Raw genomic sequence first — 16,405 nt, 5'->3', positions numbered from 1 at the left:
CATGCGGGGCATGCGGGTAAGATCTACGGGCACCGGTGGTTCGTACGCCCCCACCGCACCAACCAGTTCTACCCCCCACCGGAGAACAGGTCACGTTGTGCTCCCGTTGGCGGGCGCCAGCCCGGTGAGGAGGGCGCGGAGGGCTGCCGCGTCGGTGCGGAGGCCCGCGCCCTGGCTGTGGGCCGGTACGACCCAGGTGGGTGGGCGTCGGTGGGGTCCGCAGTCGGTGGTGTTCTCCGTCATGGCCACGACCGCGGGCAGACTGCGCAGGGCGTCCGCCGTCGCATTGGGGGCGACGAGGATCTGTACGAGGCCGTGGTCGTGGCAGATCAGCACCGGGCCGATGTGATGGTTGCGGTCCCGTACGGCGTTGACCGTTGCTGCTCCTTCCCGCATCGGCAGGTGGAGGGAGCTGTAGGGACCGGTCGGAGTGAACTCGTGCTGGCCGAGCAGGACGACCTCGGCCGGCCGTAGAAGGCCGCCGACCACTGTGCAATCCGCAGCCCGGAGCGCGTCGGTCAGTCCTTCGTGGACGGGGATGATCTTGGTGAGATTGGTGATGCGCAGGAGCTTGCTGACGCGGCAGCTCGGCACGATGCGCAGCGTCCGGCCCGGCTGTGGTCGCAGCTTCTTCACCGCGCTGACGAGCGCTCCGAGACAAGTGGAATCGAGGAAGCCGACATTCCGCATGTCCAGGACCAGGTCACCAGTCGTCTGCTCGGCCAGGGCCCACAGCGTCGTGCGCAAGGCCGGGGCCGCATAGACGTCCAGGGAGCCGTCGATGGTCACGGTGGTGTGCGGGCCGTCTGGGCGCCAGGTCGTCTCGGCGTGGTCGCCGAGCTCAGCGCGGTTGCCGGTGTCTGTGGGCTGGGCGGGCTCAGGAATGGGCATCGAGATTCCTTCTGCTACTACAGCGGTCGCAGGTGAGGTCAGCGGTATGCGGGGTGGCCAGGCGGCACCACGTCACCGGGCGGGTGAGGTGGACGGGGAGCGCGGAGAGACCGTGAGCGATGAACGAGGGCAGAGGAGTGAGTTCTGCGCGGGGGACCGCTAGCTGGGCGGTGGGGAACCGGTCGAACAGGGCTGGCAAGGCGACGGCGGCTTCCATGCGGCCGAGGGCCGCGCCGAGGCAGTAGTGGGGGCCGTGACCGAAGGCCATGTGCTCTTTGGTTGTGCGGGTGATGTCGAAGGTGTCCGGGTTGTGGTGGAGGTCGGGGTCGCGGCCGACCGCGCCGAATCCGGGCAGGATCGGCTCGCCCGCGCGGATCGTCACGTCCGGCTCGCCGTCTTTCTGGCGTGGCAGGTGGATGTCGGTGGTGGCGAACCGCAGGGGCATGTGCATGATCGGTGGGTGGAGTCGGAGGACCTCCTCCACCACCGTGTCCCAGGGCACTTCACCGGAGGCAGCCAGGTGGAGTTGGTCGGGGTGGGCCAGGAGTTCGGCGATGCCGTAGGCGATGAGATTGACGGCGGTCTCGGCTCCGGCGCCGATCATCAGGGCGAGGGTGTCGAGCATCTCCCGTCGGGTCAGCGGCCGGCCGCCGTCGTCGCGGGCGGTGAGGAGGTCGGTGGCCATGTCATCGCCCGGTTCGGCTTCCTTTTCCCGCAGGAGGGCCTCCATCACCGCGTCCAGGTTCTGGATGGTGTCGGCGGCTTGCTGCGGGGTGGCGGCGGTGGCCAGCACGCCGTCCACGGCCCGGGGGGCGTCCGGACGTAACCTGCGCGGCACGCCGAACAGGTCGCAGATCAGCCGGGTCGGCAGGGGGCGGGCGAGGTGTTCGTACAGGTCGATGGGCTGGTCCGGCCGTGCATCGGCGGCGGCCTCGAGGGCGTCCAGGAGGTCGGTGGTGATGGCCGTGACCCGGGTGCGGAGGGCCTCGATGCGGCGGGGAGCGAACGCCGGGGCGCTGATGGCGCGCAGGCGGCGGTGGTTCTCGCCGTCCTGGGTGAGCATGCTGGTGACGCGGACCAGGGCGGCCAGCGGCCAGCCGTCGGGTACGTGTCCGTCGCGCCAGGCGGGCCAGTGCCGGGGGTTCTTCGATACGCGGGTGTCGTCGGTCAGCAGGGTCCGTATGACTTCGGGGCGGGTGATGGACCAGGCCGGGAAGCCGCCGGGGAGCACGATGCGGGCGGCTGGGCCCCGGTCCCGCAGGAGGCGGGCTTCGGCGTGCGGGTCGGCCCCGGTGGGGTCCAGGACGATGGGCTCGGTCCGGGTCTGGGTCATCCGTGGTCTCCAAACCGTGCGGAGGGCTGGACGGGGTCGAACCTCACGGGCAGCGAGGCGGGGGTGCGGTGGAACGGGCCGGGCCGGTAGGGGACGTCCTCGTCGCGGACGGTCAGCCGCATCCCCGGCACGCGGTCCAAGACGGTTTCGATCGCGGTCTTGGCGATGGCCGTGGCGGGGTCCTGTGCGGGGCAGGCGTGCGGGCCTGCGGACCAGGCGAGGTGGGCCCGGCTGTGCGCGATGGCCTCACCGTGCAGGTGGTGGGTCTGGAGGTTCGCGGAGGCGTGGCTGATCACCAGCGGCACACCGGCCGGGACCGGGGTTCCGGCGACCGTGGTGGGTTCGACGGCGTAGTGGATGGAGAAGTTCGCCATCGGGGCGTTGCGCCACAGCACCTCGTCCAGTGCCACCTGTACGGGAACGGTGCCGCGCTTGAGGCTGCCGGCGAACCGGGGGTCGCCGAGCAGCAGCTTCAGCCCGGAGGCGATCCAGCTGGCGGTCGGGACGGTTCCGGCGCCGACGAGGAGGACGAGCTGGTCGACCATCTCCTGATCGCTCAGACCGGCGGGGTGCTGGAGCATCCAGGATGTGAGGTCGTCGCCGGGCCGGTGGCGTTTGAGGGCGACCAGGTCCGACAGGCAGGCTGACAAGTCCTGGGAGGCGGCCTGGGCTTCGGCGCCGGTGGCGTCGATCAACCCGCCGACGCCGCGCACCATGCGGGCGCCGACGTCGTCGGGGCAGCCGAACAGACGGGCCAGGACCCGGCCGGGCACCTGGAGGGCGAAGTCGGTGACGAGGTCTGCACGGCCCCGGGGTCCGAACTCCTCGACCGGGGGTTCGCAGCAGGCGATGACGGTGTCGTGCAGCTCGTGGGGGTCGAGCTGGTTCAGGCTGTCGGTGATGGCGGTGTAGAGGCGGGCGTGCTCGGGACCGTCCGTGAACAGGGCGCTGGGCCGCCACGCCATCAGTGCCAGGGCCGGGCTGTCGTGTGGCACGTGGCCCTGGTTCAGCGCCTGCCAGCGGCGGGAGTCCTTGGAGAACCGGCCGGTGTCGCGCAGGACTTCCAGACAGGCGGAGTAGTCGACCACCAGCAGGGCCGGGGTGGCGGGGGCCAGCTCCACCCACGCGACGGGGCCGAGGGCCCGCAGGGCCTGATAGGTGGCCTCCGGACGGGCGGCGAAGTCGGGTCCGTACAGGCGCGCGGCCACGGACTGGCCGGTCCGGGGCGGCGGCGGGGTGTGGGCGGGGCATCCGGATGGTGGCGGGGAGATCACGCGGGCTCCAGAGACAGCAGGTACTCGGTGAGGGTGATGAGGGCCCGGGTGGACGAGGCACGGTTGCGGGCGTCGCACAAGGTCAACGGGGTTCGCTCGTCCAGGTCCATGGCGGCGCGCAGCGCGTCTGCCTCGTGGCGGGGAGCGTGGTCGAACTCGTTGACGGCGACGGCGTAGGGGATGCCGTAGCGCTCCAGCAGGTCCATGAAGGAGTAGGACTCCTCCAGGCGCCGGGTGTCGGCCAGGACGAGGGCGCCGAGTGCGCCGGTCAGCAGGTCTTTCCACACCTGTTCGAAGCGTCCCTGTCCGGGGGCGCCGAACAGGTACAGCACGGTCTGCTCGTCCAGGGTCAGCCGGCCGAAGTCCAGCGCGACGGTAGTGGTGGTCTTGCCCGGGGCGGCAGCCAGGTCGTCGACGCCGACACTGGCGCGGGTCATGACTTCCTCGGTGCGCAGCGGGGGTATCTCGGACAGGGTGCCGACGAAGGTGGTCTTGCCGACCGCAAACGGGCCCAGGACCGCGATCTTCAACGCCGTGAACACCCCGCGGGCCAGGTGCGTGCCGGGGTTTCTAAAGCGAGTTGTGGAGTCCACGCAGGAGCCTCTCCAGCAGTGCCCGGTCGGTGTGGGCGGCTTTCGGGATCGGGGCACGGGCGGTGACGTGCCCGCTGTCGGTCAGATCGGCGACGATCACCTTGACCAGGGCCGTCGCGAAACCCAGGTGAGCGGCGACCTCGGCCAGGGCCAGCGCGCCGGGCCGGCACAGCTCCACCACCCGCTGCTCCTCGGGGGTGAGGCCGGTGGTGTCCCGGTCGCCGGGGCCGGGCATGACCAGCGTCACCAGGTCGAGCGTGTTGCGCGACGGCTTGGTCCGGCCTCCGGTGAGGACGTAGCCGCGCACCAGCCCCGGCGGCTGGTCGGGTCCGGTCATGGCCGCCGACCGGCGTCCGGGCGCCGGTCGCTGGACATCGCCGTCCCGAGCTGGCCGGCGGTGTGGTGCATCCGTGCGGTGACCACGTGCATCTCCACGCTCTTGCCGGTGGCCACGGCGAGGAAGCCGTTGGCGCCGGCGGCGATCAGGAAGACGAAGCCGCCGCCGAACTCGGTGACGCCCTGCTGCCAGGAGCCCTGGGGTTCGTCGCAGAACTCGGCCATGGTGCGGGCGGCGGCCTGGTAGCTGGAGATGGCCGCGGCCATCCGGTCGGCCGTATCGCGGTGCAGGCTGTCGGAGTGGGTACGGACCAGGCCATCGGAGGTGAGCACCAGGGCGTGGCGGACGCCGGGCAGCTTCAGCAGATCGTCCAGGGTCCAGCGGATGTCCTCGGCGGCGTGGTCAGACGGCGGGTTCACGGGTGGTGTCCTTCCTCGGGGGCGGGTGTGCGGCCTTCGCTGGTGCCGCTCCACCACTGGGAGATCCGGCTCGCGGCCGTCTGCGGATCCAGCGGGGGCGAGGCGATGTGGGGGATCTCGTTCAAGCTGGTGATCTGCCGGAGCCGACGCCGCTGCGGCAGGCCGCCTGCGTCTGCCGCGCCCGGCGGCGGAGCGGCCTCCGGGACGTGGGCGGAGGGGACGCCGGTGCGGGAGCCTCCCGGCCGGGCGACGGTGGGGCGGGCTCCGGGCCGGGCCGGGTGGGCTGTGCGGGAGGCGCCAGGTGGTTGGTCGGGATGCCGAGGACCGCGCGGACGCCTTGGTAGGGGCTGCGGTCCAGGGTTGCCTGGAAGCCGTAGCGGGCGCAGATCACACCGACCAGGGGGAGACCGAAGCGGGGCGGGTTGCCCATGGTGGACAGGTCCACCGGTGTCCGGCCGGAGAGGATCGCGTTGTACTCCCCGCGGAGATGCGGGTTGAGGCCGATCCCCGCGTCGTCGATGGTGATGACGATGCCGTTGTGGACGTTCTCGAAGTTGACCCGCACCTGCGTGCCCGGGTGGGACAGAGCCACGGCGTTGGCCAGGAGCTCGGCCAGCGCGGCCACGAGCGGTTCGACGTACTGGCCTCGCAGCACGCGCCGGCCCTGGTCGAACTGGACCTGGACCCGCTCGTGGCCCTCGATCCGCGACATCGCACCGCGCACGACGTCGTAGAGCGGGGTGTCCTCGTTGAGCTGCCCGGGCCAGGTGCCGCCGAGCATGGCCAGGCTCTGACAGCGGCGCAGCAGCTGGGCGTTGGCGTGCTGGACCCGCAGGACCTGCTCCAGGACGTCGGTGTCGTCACCGAAGCGTTGGGCGAGTGCGTGGGTCTGCTCGTACTGCTGGTTGGCCAAACCCTGCATCAGGCTCGCGGCGGCACTGACGGTGGCCTTGGCCGAGGCGGACACCCGGGCGTGGGTGAGACGGACGGCCTCTCCGAGCAGGCCCACGACCGCCTCGTGGTGGGCGGCGACCCCGGTTCCTTCCAACTCCGGATGGAGAAGGCCGTGCTGCCGGCTCATCGTCCGGTTCCGGGCCAGAAGGTCCACCGCCGCCGGCAGCCTGACCTCGGCCAGATGCCGGGTCTCCTCCTCCAGCCGACGAGCGTGAGCCGCTGCGTTCTCCGCCCATCGCGTGGCTCGTACGGCATCCCGCCGGGCTGCGGCCAGGCCGCGGCGCGCAGCCTGCCGCGAGCGGTATAGGAAGAGCATCACGCCGAGCAACAGCAGGAGGCTGGCACCCAGGATGAGGGCGGCTAAGTACTGCCGTACGTCGAGCATCGGACCTCGTAACAAAGGAACGGTCAGAGGGAGGGGGGAAGGAGGCCGCCGGGTCGGTGCACCGCTTCCGCAGCCCACGGGGGAAGGCATACGGGCCCCTTGTGGCACGCTCGACCCGACGGCCGGCCTGGCGCCGCCCCGGGTGCGGCTGGTGTTCTCCGCAGCCAGAGGCGGCCGTCTTCAGGAGCAGGCAGCGGTCAGGGCTTGACCGCGATACCGGACCAGGCGGCGGACACCTCCGGCGGATGGGTGAAGGCGAGGGCGCCGCGGAGCTGTTCGCTGATCGCGGTGACGCCGGGATCCAGCACTTCCAGCCCGTTGAAGAAGCCGATGACCTCCTGCCGGGACCGCGGCCGCAGCGGCAGGCCGGCCTCCGCGTACAGCGCGGCGACGTGGCAGACGTCCTCGGGACGGACATCGCCGGTGAGGTGGGAGATCGACAGGCAACTGCCCGCAGGCAGCCAGGCGACCAACGCGTCGAGCATGGCGCGCACCGCGTCGTCGTCGGGGCACAGGTCCAGCACGCCGTGCAGGCTCACCGCCACCGGCCGACCGAGGTCGAACACCTTGGCGGCACACGAGAGAACGCGGTCGATGTCCAGCACATTGGCCGGGAGGTGCGCGGCCACCACCGGATCGCCCGGGTTCATCAACGCCCTGGCATGCGCGATCACGTGCAGGTCGTGATCGACGTACAGAACACGCACCCTCTCCCGGCAGGTCAGGGCCACCTCGTGCAGGTCAAGACCGAAGGGCCGGGGCAGACCGCACCCAAGATCGAGGAACTGGCCCACGCCCCGGTCAGCGGCGACGGCCGTCGCGTAACCGGCGAACCGGCAGTTGAGATCCTCGGCCCGCTCCAGCCACGGCGCGACCTGCAACAGCCTGGCGGCGAGTTGCCGATCGCTTTCGTAGTGGTCCTTCCCGCCCAGGAGGTAGTTGGACAGGCGGGCGGAGCTGGGCCGGCAGGACGGCTGCACCAGCCTGTACGCGCGGGCAACGGTGGAGGCGGAGACGGATGTGCTCATGCCGTTTTCCGGCCGGGGATCTCGGAGACCACGTGGATGGCCTGCTGGGGCCGGTGCGGGTGGATGACCTGACCGCTGGCGAGCAGGAGGCCGGTGTCCTCGAACAACACGGCGCCGTCGCTTCGCAGCGCCCAGCCCTGTTCGGGGTGGTGCGCCACAAGGCGGGCGTCCTCCTGGCTGGTGTCCTCAGGCGGGCAGGGAGGCTGGTGCTGACACACGGAACTGACCTTTCAGAACTGCGCGGGAAGGCCTACAAGCAGGTGGGGAAGGGACGCGGTCGCCGGACGGCGGGATCAAAAGGAGAGGAGCAGCCGCACCGGGCGGGCTTGCCAAGTGATCTCGGCTCCGTCCCGGTAGACCGTCAGCGAGCAGGGGCGTTGCCGGCACAGGCGGGCGAAGTCCTCCAGGGAGCCACGGCCGTGCACCCAGCGGTCGAACACATGTCGCCGCTGGAGTCGGCCGAGGGTCGGCGTCACCGTTTGCACCGACCTCCTCATCCACCGGATTGCCGCACGCGGTGACGGGGCCACGTACGCGGCCCACCGCCGCTCTCCACGCCGTCCTGCGCTGGTGTTGTCCTCAATGGCGACGAGCGCCTCGCACCACACCGCTGCACGCACAAGCGGGTAAGGCTCACGGCTTGCCACCTTCCGCGGTGTGCCTGACGTCGCTTCAGGGCAGCCGATGAGGACGGCACCGTCTACCGCACCACAGATGACGCCTTGCCGAGCGCGCTGTTCGGTGGGTGGAGCGTTACGGAGGTCAGCGGCGGCCAGTGCGAGGCGGGGCGCTGTCGGGCTCACCGGATACCTCCTTCCTGTGGTTGGGCGTGGCCGGAAGTGGATACGTTGAGCTAACCGCGCATCACGCGGTGTGGGTATGCAGTCAAGGGCGGTGGTGCTGCTAAACCTGCTAAAGATCGTTTCGCGAATGGGGGTGCACCATGGCGCGTGAACGGAACACCAAGCTCGCGGCGCTGATTGCAGAGACTGGCTGGTCGCAAGCCCAAGTCGCCGCTCGATTTGTCCGCGTGGCTCTGGAGGCCGACGTCCGGGAGTGGGCGGGCGCGACGCGATCGCACGTCTCCCAGTGGGTTCTGGGCACGCAGCCGAGCGGCCGGGCGCCCGCTATCTTGTGCGAGACGTTGTCCCGGGGCTTGAAGCGCCCCGTGACGCTGACCGACGTCGGACTCACCGGTCCGGACCCGGCCGCTGCCACGGCACCCGACTGGCGGGTCGATACGCTGGCCGCGCTGAACGACCTGGGCAGACAGGAGCTGGACATGGAGCGCCGGCGAGTTCTGGGAACCGCCGCCTACTCGGTGGCCGGTCTTGCTCTCCCTTCCCAACAGTGGTGGCAGCAAGCGACGCAACGCGCCACCGCTCGGGATACCACCACCGGCCGCGCGGTCGGCAGCAGCGATGTCGACGCCATCCAGGAGATGGGGAACTTCTTCTCCCGACGCGATCAGCGCCACGGCGGAGGCCACGGCCGCGCGGCCGTCGTCGCATACCTGACGTCAGACGTCGCCGAGTGCTTGAACGGCTCCTGCACCAGCGAGCAGACTCGGCGCCGCCTGTACTCCGCCGCCGGTGAGCTGGCGTACCTCAGCGGATGGATGGCCTTCGACGACTCCCAGCACGCCATCGCGCAGCGGTACTTCACCCTCGCGGTCAAGCTGGCCGCGGAAGCCGAGGACCCGGCGCTGGCCGCCCACATCCTGCGGGCCATGGCTCACCAGGCCGTCGACCTCGGTCACCCTCAGCAGGCACTGGACCTGGCCGCCGCGTCCGTGGACGGCAGCCGCTACCGCTTCGCTGTCCCCCGGGAGAAGGCCCTGCTCGGTGTCGTCCACGCTCGCGCCCTTGCTGCGGCCGGACGGAAACGCGAAGCATCTGCCGCACTGCTTCGTGCTGAAGACGACCTCGCCGCGGCTCACGACGGTATCCAGGACCCCGGCCGTGTCTTCTTCTTCGGCGAGGCGAGCCTCGCCCACGAGACCGCCTGTACCTTGCGCGATCTCGGCGATCTCGCCGGAGCTGAGAAGGAGTTCCGCCGGAGCGTGCGCACTCGCAAGGCGGCGGCCTTCAGCCGGACCCATGCCGTCACCCTGGGCTACCTCGGCGCCATCGAAGCCAGCCGGGGCAACGTCGAAGCTGCCTGCTCCACGTGGTCGCGAGCACTCGATGCGATGAGCGGAGTCCAGTCCGGACGAGCCCGTCAGACGGTGTTGACCATGCGCCGGGTTGTTTCGCCCTTCCGTAACCGCGGCATCGGCGCAGTTGCCGAACTCGACACCCGAACTGCATCGCTGCTCCGTACGAGCCCTTGAATCAGCAGAACCCGACCATGACTGGGGCATGACGCTCCCGCTCACCTCCACAGCAGGAAGGCCAACCGCATGGCGGCGGATACGTTCGAAGTCCGGAGCATCGCGACCGTCGTGGGCGGACGCAAAGAGCCCACCGACGACTTCTGGGGCGAGACGCGGTCCATTATCCGGCTCCACCCCGAGTACCCCGTCGAGAGCCTCCAGGGCATCGAGGAATTCAGTCACCTCACGGTGGTCTTCCACTTCCACCTGGTCAGCCGAGCCGAGGAACACATCGGCGTCCGCAGCCCTCGGAACAACCCGGAATGGCCGGAAACAGGCACCTTCGTGCACCGCAACATGCGCCGTCCGAACCGGCTGGGTCTCGCCTTCCCCCGCCTCCTCAAGGTCGACGGGCGTGACCTGCACGTCACCGACTTGGACGCCGTTGACGGCACCCCGGTCGTCGACCTCGCACCTTGGTTTCAGGAGTTCGCGCCCCAAGGAGAGGTACGGCAGCCGAGCTGGCCTACCGAAATGCTCCGCGACTACTGGAAGACCTCCCGAAACCCTTAAGAGATCGTCTTGATTGGTGATCAATCGACGCTCCGTCACGCTGGAACAGGCTGTCGGGGGACAATCCGCGTGCACCGGTTGAGCAGGGTGGGGAACACTGTGCTGATGATCTCTGCAGCCTTCCAGACAGGGCGGGAACGGGCCCTTCGGCACGTCGCAGAACTGGCGTCGGGGCCTCCAATGGACCCGGCATTGCGGGTGACCCTCAACTTTCACCCAGACCGTCTGCTGCACGGCAAGCCGATCCTGGACGCTATGGCCGAGGCCGGCGTCTATCACTCGCAGTTCGTCACTGGGACCAGTAACGGCGGCCTGACCGCGTATCCAGGTGGCGACCGGTGGCGTTGGGAGAGCCGGATCTTCGATGGGGCGTACGACGAAGCGACCGCTCATGAGCGGCCCGTGTACGGGGCGTTGAACTTCCGTCGCAAGCCGGTCGGCGGGGCGTCGCGGTTCGGCTCGGCCCACTTCCGGCTGACGGCCCAGACGCTGTCGCGGAGTACCTTTTGTTACCCGGACAGTTTCCTTGAGCCGTCGGATTTCGGTGTCGCGGCCCGCATGGGGCTCATCGAGCTCGCCCTCGCCGATCAACAGGACGAGCTGGACGATTACATCGAGGCGCAGGTGCACGGGCCGGTCCAGCTGCAGTGCCATGTGGAGGCGCTGGTCCTGGACCCCTGATACCGAGGCACAGCGGTTGAGGACGCGGCTCTGCGTCTTGGCTGCCCGGTGGAGTGGCACCCGGGCTTCCGACTCGAGGTTGAAGAACTCCGACGTCACCCTGGCTACCGCGGTCAGGAATACGTCGACCTGGGCACGCAGATCGCGGTCAATGGCACGCTCGATCCTGGGATCATCGGAGACGCTGCACGTGCCGGCCTCTATGACCCCCAGGCGGTCAAGAAAGTGTGGCACTACCTGGCGCGATTCGGGTCCCCCTCGGAGGTCACGGACAGATCGGTGACTCCGGCACCGATGGAGGCGGCTGTGCTCGATGACCTTCGCTGAAGGCTGGTGCCGGAGGGGCTGTGGGATTTGTTCAGGGTTGTGGGACCGCAGATTCCCATGAGGCCGCAAGGCGGCAGCCGTCGACGGGGCGACGATCGCACGGTGCTCGCCGCGATCATCTTCGTCGCCACGTCAGGGCGCACCTGGCGGCAGCTGCCGCCGGTCTTCGGTGCCTCCTGGCAGACCGTCGACCGGCGGTTTTCCGAGCGGACCGCGGCCCGGATGTGGGCGAAGCATCACCGTCTGGTGCCGGACGAGCTCGGAACTGGCCGAGCACGCCCGGGCGATGCCCGCCGACATCCTCGCGGATTCCGACTATCTGCCCAGCGTCGCAGCGAGAGCCTGGCGATGGGCCCCGGAAATGCACGAGATCGCAGAGACACTGCGCCAGGCTGGCCTCCCGAACCAGATCCCAGAGGCGACGGCGTCGGTGATGCTCCGCTGGGAGGGAGACAAGGACCGCTTCGACATGCCGCTGCCGGAGGTCTTCGCCCACCTCCGCACGGAAGACGAAGCGAATTCGGGGGGCGAGGCATCTGGTGACCACGGCACGCGCTGGGGCCTTGACCAGGTGCCGTCTGCCCGGGGCAGGCGTTGATCGGCGTCGTCCGTGACGCATCGTCTGCGCGAACTGGTGACCACGTTGGGGCGTTCCCGGATGGCGATCAGCGTGCCGGCAGTCGCAGTCCGCGGATGGAGGGGCCGAGCGACTTGGTTCTGGGGCGGGAAGGAGGCACGGCCGACGGTGGATACGACGCTGGTGTCCCGCTCCCGTACCAGCTTGAACCACTCGCGTTTCGACTGGAGCAGCACCGGCTGCATCTCGACACATGGTTCAAGAACGCGCAAAGTGGGATGGTCCGGCTGTAAGGCGCTCTGAGGGACTCTCTCCGTGCAAGTTGCTGACCAGCAGAAATGTGGAATAGCCGGAGCACTACACTGGCCGCCGGATTGACACACAACCCAAGGAGACACGGGACCGTGAGGGCCATCGTCGACGAGTTCAGGTGGCGCGGGCTGATCGCCCAGTCCACCGACGAGGACGCATTGAGCAAGGCTCTCGCGCACGGCCCCGTCACGTTCTATTGCGGGTTCGACCCGACCGCGGCCAGCCTGCACGTCGGGCACCTGGTGCAGGTCCTCACCCTCCGCCGGCTCCAGCAGGCCGGACACCGGCCGCTGGCGCTTGTGGGCGGGGCCACCGGCCACATCGGCGACCCCCGGCCAACTGCCGAGCGCACCCTGAACGACCCGGAGACCATCGCCCAGTGGGTGACCCGGCTGCGCGCGCAGATCGAGCCGTACCTCTCCTTCGAGGGCGACAACGCGGCCACCATGGTCAACAACATGGACTGGACCGCGGGTCTGTCCGTGATCGAGTTTCTGCGGGACATCGGCAAGCACTTCCGGGTGAACAAGATGCTCACCAAGGACTCGGTCGCCCAGCGGCTGGCGTCCGACCAGGGCATCAGCTACACCGAGTTCAGCTACCAGCTGCTCCAGGCCATGGACTTCCGTGAGCTGTACCGGCGGTACGGCTGCACCCTCCAGACGGGCGGCAGCGACCAGTGGGGCAACCTTACGGCCGGCCTGGATCTGATCCACGGCCTGGAGCCGGAGGCCGAGGTGCACGCGCTGGCCACGCCGCTGATGACGAAGGCGGACGGCACCAAGTTCGGCAAGTCGGAGACCGGCACTCTCTGGCTCGACCCCGAGATGACCACGCCGTACGCGTTCTACCAGTTCTGGCTGAACACCGACGACCGGGACATCTCGCGGTACATGCGCATCCTCTCCTTCAAGTCCCGCGAGGAACTGGAGGAGCTGGAGAAGACGACCGAGGAGCGCCCGCAGGCCCGTACCGCCCAGCGGGCGCTTGCCGAGGAGCTCACCACGCTGGTGCACGGTGCCGATCAGTGTGCCGCCGTGATCGCTGCCTCGAAAGCACTGTTCGGGCAGGGTGAACTCGCCGGCCTCGACGAGGCGACGCTGGCCGCCGCGGTCTCCGAGCTCCCCCACGCCAAGGTGAGCGAACTCGGCCTGGTCACCGATCTGTTCGCGGAGGTCGGCCTGGTGGCCAGCAAGTCGGCCGCCCGCCGCACTGTGAAGGAGGGCGGGGCCTACGTGAACAACACGAAGGTCACCGCCGAGGACGCGGTGGCCACCGCCGACCAACTGCTGCACGGACGCTGGCTGGTGCTGCGCCGCGGCAAGAGGAACCTGGCGGCGGTGGAAGTCACCGGAGCCTGACGCAGGTCCGCAAGACGGAAGCCCGGTGTGGCCGGGCGGACGCAATCCCGGCTCATGGAACCGGCCTTCGCCAACCTCGCGGCACCAAGATCGTCGGTTTCGGCGCTCGGACTGGTCGTGCATGGCGGCAACGGCCGGTCCGAGCGTCATCCGGTCTTCCACAGGAGACCAACCGGGGTGCATGACGCATACGGCTCGCAGCCGATGGCGCCGCCGAGTTGGAGCCGCTGCCCTGCACGGCGGACACGGCTTCCGGGAGGTAGCAGGCCAAGCGCCGCGGGCGTCTGCCGGAGTGATTCTCCTGCCAGTTGGCGTCGAGACGAGTCCTGTATGTGGCCAGGCTTGTGCGGGCCATGCACCGGGCAGAGAGCTCGCATGGGTGATCTCATCGAGGAATGGGCGACGCAGGTCGCGGAGGCAAAGCTCAGCGGCACGCTTCCACAGAGGTGGGCGCATACGCAGGGAGTGGCTAAACGCGCGGTCGAAGTAAGTCAGACTGTCGGCCAGGACGCCAGCCTTCTCGTCGCTGCCGCCACGCTGCACGACGTCGGCTACGCGCCGCAGCTGGTCGTGACGGGGTTCCATCCACTGGACGGAGCGCGGTTCCTTCGGGACGAGCATGGGGCCGACGAGCGGTTGGTACGGCTGGTGGCAAACCACTCGTTCGCGCATCTGGAAGCCGAGGAGCGGGGGCTGCGGGAGGAGTTGGCTAGCGAGTTCCCCTTACTGGAGGAGCCGCTGCTGGTGGACGCGCTCGTGTACTGCGACATGACGACCACGCCCGACGGCGGCCGGACCACCGCCAAGGGGCGTGTCGCAGAGATCCTTGGTCGTTACGGGAACGACAGCACGGTTGGGCGGTTCATCCGCCGGGCGGCTCCGGAGATCTTCGGCGCCGTGGGGCGGGTGGAGGCCGCCCTGGCAGCTCAGCCGAGGTAGGGGTAGGTGCCGGCGAGGTAGTCCCCGATCTGCTGGCGCATGCTGGGGTGGATGTCGTACTGGTCCAGGTCAGTCGGCTGGACGAAGCGGACGCCGTCGGCTTCGTCGTTGATCGTGGGTGCTCCGCCGACGGGGCGGCCGATGTAGGTGTTTTCGTACTGCTGGCGGATCTCGCCGTCGGTGTAGGCGACGATGTGGTTCGGGTTGGTGTAGACGCCGAGGAATCCGGTGATCTCCGCGATGATGCCGGTCTCCTCCAGGCACTCGCGCACCGCGCACTCGGCCGCGGTCTCGCCGATGTCCTGGGCTCCGCCGGGGAGCGCCCACTGGCCGGTGTCGCGACGGCGCTGGAGGAGTATGGCGCCGGTCTCGTCGACGACGAGCAGGTTGCTCGCCGGGATGAGGGTGTTCGCCTTCGGGGCGGTGGGGTCGTTGTAGTACTCAGTCCTGCCCATGGCCGGCGGTCCTCTCCTGGTCGGGTGTCCACGGCCGCGCGGCGGCCCAGATGGCGTCGAAGCTCTGAGCGTAGTTGTCGAACCACCCTGTGCCGTCTGCCCTCTTGAGGTGGAGAAGGGGGTTGGCGCTGGCCGGTTGTCCCCAGATGTGGGGGTTGACGAGCAGGTTGTCGTCGTAGCGGAACATGGACGTGTAGAGGGTGGTGTCGTGGAGCCGCACGGCACACCCTGCCTCGCCCAGCAGCGAGCGGTAGTACGTCAGTGAGGCGCGGATCTTGGCGGCGAGGGTGTCGCCGATTCCCTCCTCACGGCCCCGGATGGCGACTGCCCGCCCGTCCGGGTCGCCGAAGCACAGACGCACCCGCACACCCTCGGCGGCACGCGCGGAGAGCATCTTGGCGACGTGGGGGTTGGACTGGGCGAAGAAGGTGCCGGAGAAGACGAGGACGCCGATCTCGTGCCGAGCCTCTCGCAGCAGCGCGAGCCAGACGTCCCGGGGCACACTGGCCCTGTTCTGGTAGGTGCCAACCAGTTCGGTGCCTAACCCGTCCCGCGGCCTGCCGGGGCGTGTGGACGGCTCAGGCCACAGGAAGGTCTCGTCCACGCGCAGGTGTCGCGCGACGCGGAAGCGGTGCCGGGCATGGGGAATCCGCCCGCCCAACCACCGGCTCACCGTCTTGGGATCTACCTCGCAGATCTCGGCAAGGGAGTCGGGCGAGACGCCGCGTTGGCCGAGCACAGTGCGCAGTCGGTCGTTCACAGGAGCTATCGAATCGGTGCACCGCGTGATCGTGCAAGGGCGTTCTGGGACGCGGTCGCTGAAGCGAAACTCCCCAGACTGCCTAATCTGGCGGCATGGAGCTCTTCGTCCTGTGGGACATTGACCACACCCTCATCGAGAACGCGGGGGTGAGCAAGGAGATCTACGCCGCTGCCTTCGCTGCCCTCTCGGGACGCGAGCCCACGGAGCCAGCGCGTACCGAGGGGCGTACGGATCGACTGATCATGCGCGACATGTTCGTCCGCGAAGGGCTGCCCGTACCTGACTGGCACTTCATCGAGACCGCGCTCACCCAGGCGGGGGAAGCGCGCCTGGATGAGCTGCGCAGGCGCGGGACTGCCCTGCCCGGTGTCCATGAGGCGCTGAAGGCCACTTCCACGCAGACCGGCTGGGTCTCCTCCGTCCTCACCGGCAACATCGCCGCCAACGCCCGTGTGAAGCTTGCCGCATTCGGCCTCGGCTCCCTGCTGGATCTGCCGGTGGGCGCCTATGGAGCGGACGCCGAACTCCGTCCCCATCTGGTCGCGGTCGCCCGCGAGCGCGTGCGGCGGCTTCATGGTGTTTCTGCTGACGTTCCCACCGTCCTCGTCGGGGACACCCCTCGTGACGTGGAAGCGGCTCTCACCACGGGCTCTCGGATCCTCGCCGTCGCCTCCGGCATCCACACTCCGGAGGAACTGACTGCCGCCGGCGCTGCCGACGTCCTGCCCGACCTGTCGGACACGAAGCGCGTCCTCAGCATCCTGGAGTCCTTCGCAGGTCACTGAAAACGTCCCGGGACGTCCTCGGACCGTCCCTGAACGCGGTGACGAGGTCCCCGGGCAGAAGGCCACTATCGGGCTCCCAACAGGCAGCCAGCCGAAGGAGCCGA

General features: G+C 69.3%; 19 protein-coding genes and 2 pseudogenes. 8 read left to right on the top strand and 13 right to left on the bottom strand.

What is annotated here, in order from left to right:
• Positions 1-90: 90 nt before the first annotated feature.
• The 11 genes from E4N63_RS05045 to E4N63_RS05000 all read right to left on the bottom strand — a co-directional run bounded on the left by E4N63_RS05045 (position 91) and on the right by E4N63_RS05000 (position 7,699).
• Positions 91-891, bottom strand: a complete 801-nt coding sequence (locus tag E4N63_RS05045; RefSeq protein WP_230240038.1) for an STAS domain-containing protein — start codon at positions 889-891, stop codon at positions 91-93.
• Positions 878-2,224 carry a cytochrome P450 gene (locus E4N63_RS05040; RefSeq protein WP_230240037.1) on the bottom strand — a complete coding sequence of 449 codons (1,347 nt, stop codon included), beginning with the start codon at positions 2,222-2,224 and terminating at the stop codon, positions 878-880. Before E4N63_RS05040 ends, E4N63_RS05045 begins: the two co-directional genes overlap by 14 nt.
• On the bottom strand, positions 2,221-3,432 hold the full coding sequence (locus E4N63_RS05035; RefSeq protein WP_230240036.1) for a cytochrome P450: 1,212 nt from the start codon (positions 3,430-3,432) through the stop codon (positions 2,221-2,223). Before E4N63_RS05035 ends, E4N63_RS05040 begins: the two co-directional genes overlap by 4 nt.
• Positions 3,433-3,494: 62 nt before the next feature.
• Positions 3,495-4,091 carry an ATP/GTP-binding protein gene (locus E4N63_RS05030; RefSeq protein ID WP_230240035.1) on the bottom strand — a complete coding sequence of 199 codons (597 nt, stop codon included), beginning with the start codon at positions 4,089-4,091 and terminating at the stop codon, positions 3,495-3,497.
• Positions 4,069-4,428 carry a DUF742 domain-containing protein gene (locus E4N63_RS05025; RefSeq protein WP_230240034.1) on the bottom strand — a complete coding sequence of 120 codons (360 nt, stop codon included), beginning with the start codon at positions 4,426-4,428 and terminating at the stop codon, positions 4,069-4,071. The genes E4N63_RS05030 and E4N63_RS05025 overlap by 23 nt, the downstream gene beginning before the upstream one ends.
• Positions 4,425-4,847, bottom strand: coding sequence for a roadblock/LC7 domain-containing protein (locus E4N63_RS05020; protein ID WP_230240033.1), 423 nt, complete (start codon positions 4,845-4,847; stop codon positions 4,425-4,427). The genes E4N63_RS05025 and E4N63_RS05020 overlap by 4 nt, the downstream gene beginning before the upstream one ends.
• A complete protein-coding gene (locus E4N63_RS30460; protein ID WP_268270964.1) occupies positions 4,844-4,972 on the bottom strand; it encodes a hypothetical protein in 129 nt (42 codons plus the stop codon). Before E4N63_RS30460 ends, E4N63_RS05020 begins: the two co-directional genes overlap by 4 nt.
• A complete protein-coding gene (locus tag E4N63_RS05015; protein WP_230240032.1) occupies positions 4,969-6,186 on the bottom strand; it encodes an ATP-binding protein in 1,218 nt (405 codons plus the stop codon). The genes E4N63_RS30460 and E4N63_RS05015 overlap by 4 nt, the downstream gene beginning before the upstream one ends.
• Positions 6,187-6,383: 197 nt before the next feature.
• Complete coding sequence (locus tag E4N63_RS05010; RefSeq protein ID WP_230240031.1) at positions 6,384-7,214, bottom strand: SAM-dependent methyltransferase; 831 nt, start codon at positions 7,212-7,214, stop codon at positions 6,384-6,386.
• Positions 7,211-7,432, bottom strand: coding sequence for a DUF5999 family protein (locus tag E4N63_RS05005; RefSeq protein ID WP_230240030.1), 222 nt, complete (start codon positions 7,430-7,432; stop codon positions 7,211-7,213). The genes E4N63_RS05010 and E4N63_RS05005 overlap by 4 nt, the downstream gene beginning before the upstream one ends.
• A gap of 75 nt (positions 7,433-7,507) precedes the next feature.
• Entirely contained in the window at positions 7,508-7,699 is a 192-nt protein-coding gene (locus E4N63_RS05000) for a hypothetical protein (RefSeq protein ID WP_230240029.1), read from the bottom strand.
• 458 nt (positions 7,700-8,157) lie between these two features.
• Here E4N63_RS05000 and E4N63_RS04995 point away from each other — a divergent pair, with 458 nt between their 5' ends.
• The 7 genes and pseudogenes from E4N63_RS04995 (at position 8,158) to E4N63_RS04965 (ending at position 14,298) form a co-directional block, all read left to right on the top strand.
• A complete protein-coding gene (locus E4N63_RS04995; protein WP_230240028.1) occupies positions 8,158-9,546 on the top strand; it encodes a Tat pathway signal protein in 1,389 nt (462 codons plus the stop codon).
• A gap of 69 nt (positions 9,547-9,615) precedes the next feature.
• Complete coding sequence (locus E4N63_RS04990) at positions 9,616-10,101, top strand: SAM-dependent methyltransferase (RefSeq protein ID WP_230240027.1); 486 nt, start codon at positions 9,616-9,618, stop codon at positions 10,099-10,101.
• Positions 10,102-10,281: 180 nt separating this feature from the next.
• Positions 10,282-11,109 (top strand): annotated as a pseudogene (locus E4N63_RS04985) (DUF3626 domain-containing protein).
• 3 nt (positions 11,110-11,112) lie between these two features.
• Positions 11,113-11,373, top strand: a pseudogene (locus tag E4N63_RS04980) (transposase); the annotation flags it as partial.
• A complete protein-coding gene (locus E4N63_RS04975) occupies positions 11,279-11,707 on the top strand; it encodes a DUF1932 domain-containing protein (protein ID WP_308188647.1) in 429 nt (142 codons plus the stop codon). The pseudogene E4N63_RS04980 and the gene E4N63_RS04975, both read left to right, overlap by 95 nt.
• Positions 11,708-12,090: 383 nt before the next feature.
• Positions 12,091-13,359 (top strand): tyrosine--tRNA ligase, encoded by a 1,269-nt coding sequence (tyrS, locus tag E4N63_RS04970; RefSeq protein WP_230240025.1) that lies wholly within the window; start codon positions 12,091-12,093, stop codon positions 13,357-13,359.
• A 375-nt stretch (positions 13,360-13,734) separates the two neighbouring features.
• Complete coding sequence (locus E4N63_RS04965; protein ID WP_230240024.1) at positions 13,735-14,298, top strand: HD domain-containing protein; 564 nt, start codon at positions 13,735-13,737, stop codon at positions 14,296-14,298.
• Here the strand turns inward: E4N63_RS04965 and E4N63_RS04960 are convergent.
• Entirely contained in the window at positions 14,286-14,753 is a 468-nt protein-coding gene (locus E4N63_RS04960; RefSeq protein WP_230240023.1) for an NUDIX hydrolase, read from the bottom strand. The genes E4N63_RS04965 and E4N63_RS04960 overlap by 13 nt on opposite strands.
• Positions 14,740-15,513 carry an XRE family transcriptional regulator gene (locus tag E4N63_RS04955; protein WP_230240022.1) on the bottom strand — a complete coding sequence of 258 codons (774 nt, stop codon included), beginning with the start codon at positions 15,511-15,513 and terminating at the stop codon, positions 14,740-14,742. Before E4N63_RS04955 ends, E4N63_RS04960 begins: the two co-directional genes overlap by 14 nt.
• Before the next feature lie 95 nt (positions 15,514-15,608).
• On the opposite strand from E4N63_RS04955, the gene E4N63_RS04950 reads away from it, so the two are divergent.
• Complete coding sequence (locus E4N63_RS04950) at positions 15,609-16,301, top strand: HAD family hydrolase (protein WP_230240021.1); 693 nt, start codon at positions 15,609-15,611, stop codon at positions 16,299-16,301.
• The last annotated feature ends 104 nt before the right edge of the window (positions 16,302-16,405 follow it).

Source organism: Streptomyces sp. MNU89 (genome assembly GCF_020982505.1).
GTDB lineage: Bacteria > Actinomycetota > Actinomycetes > Streptomycetales > Streptomycetaceae > Streptomyces > Streptomyces xinghaiensis.
This window is presented reverse-complemented; position numbering and strand designations above follow the sequence as displayed.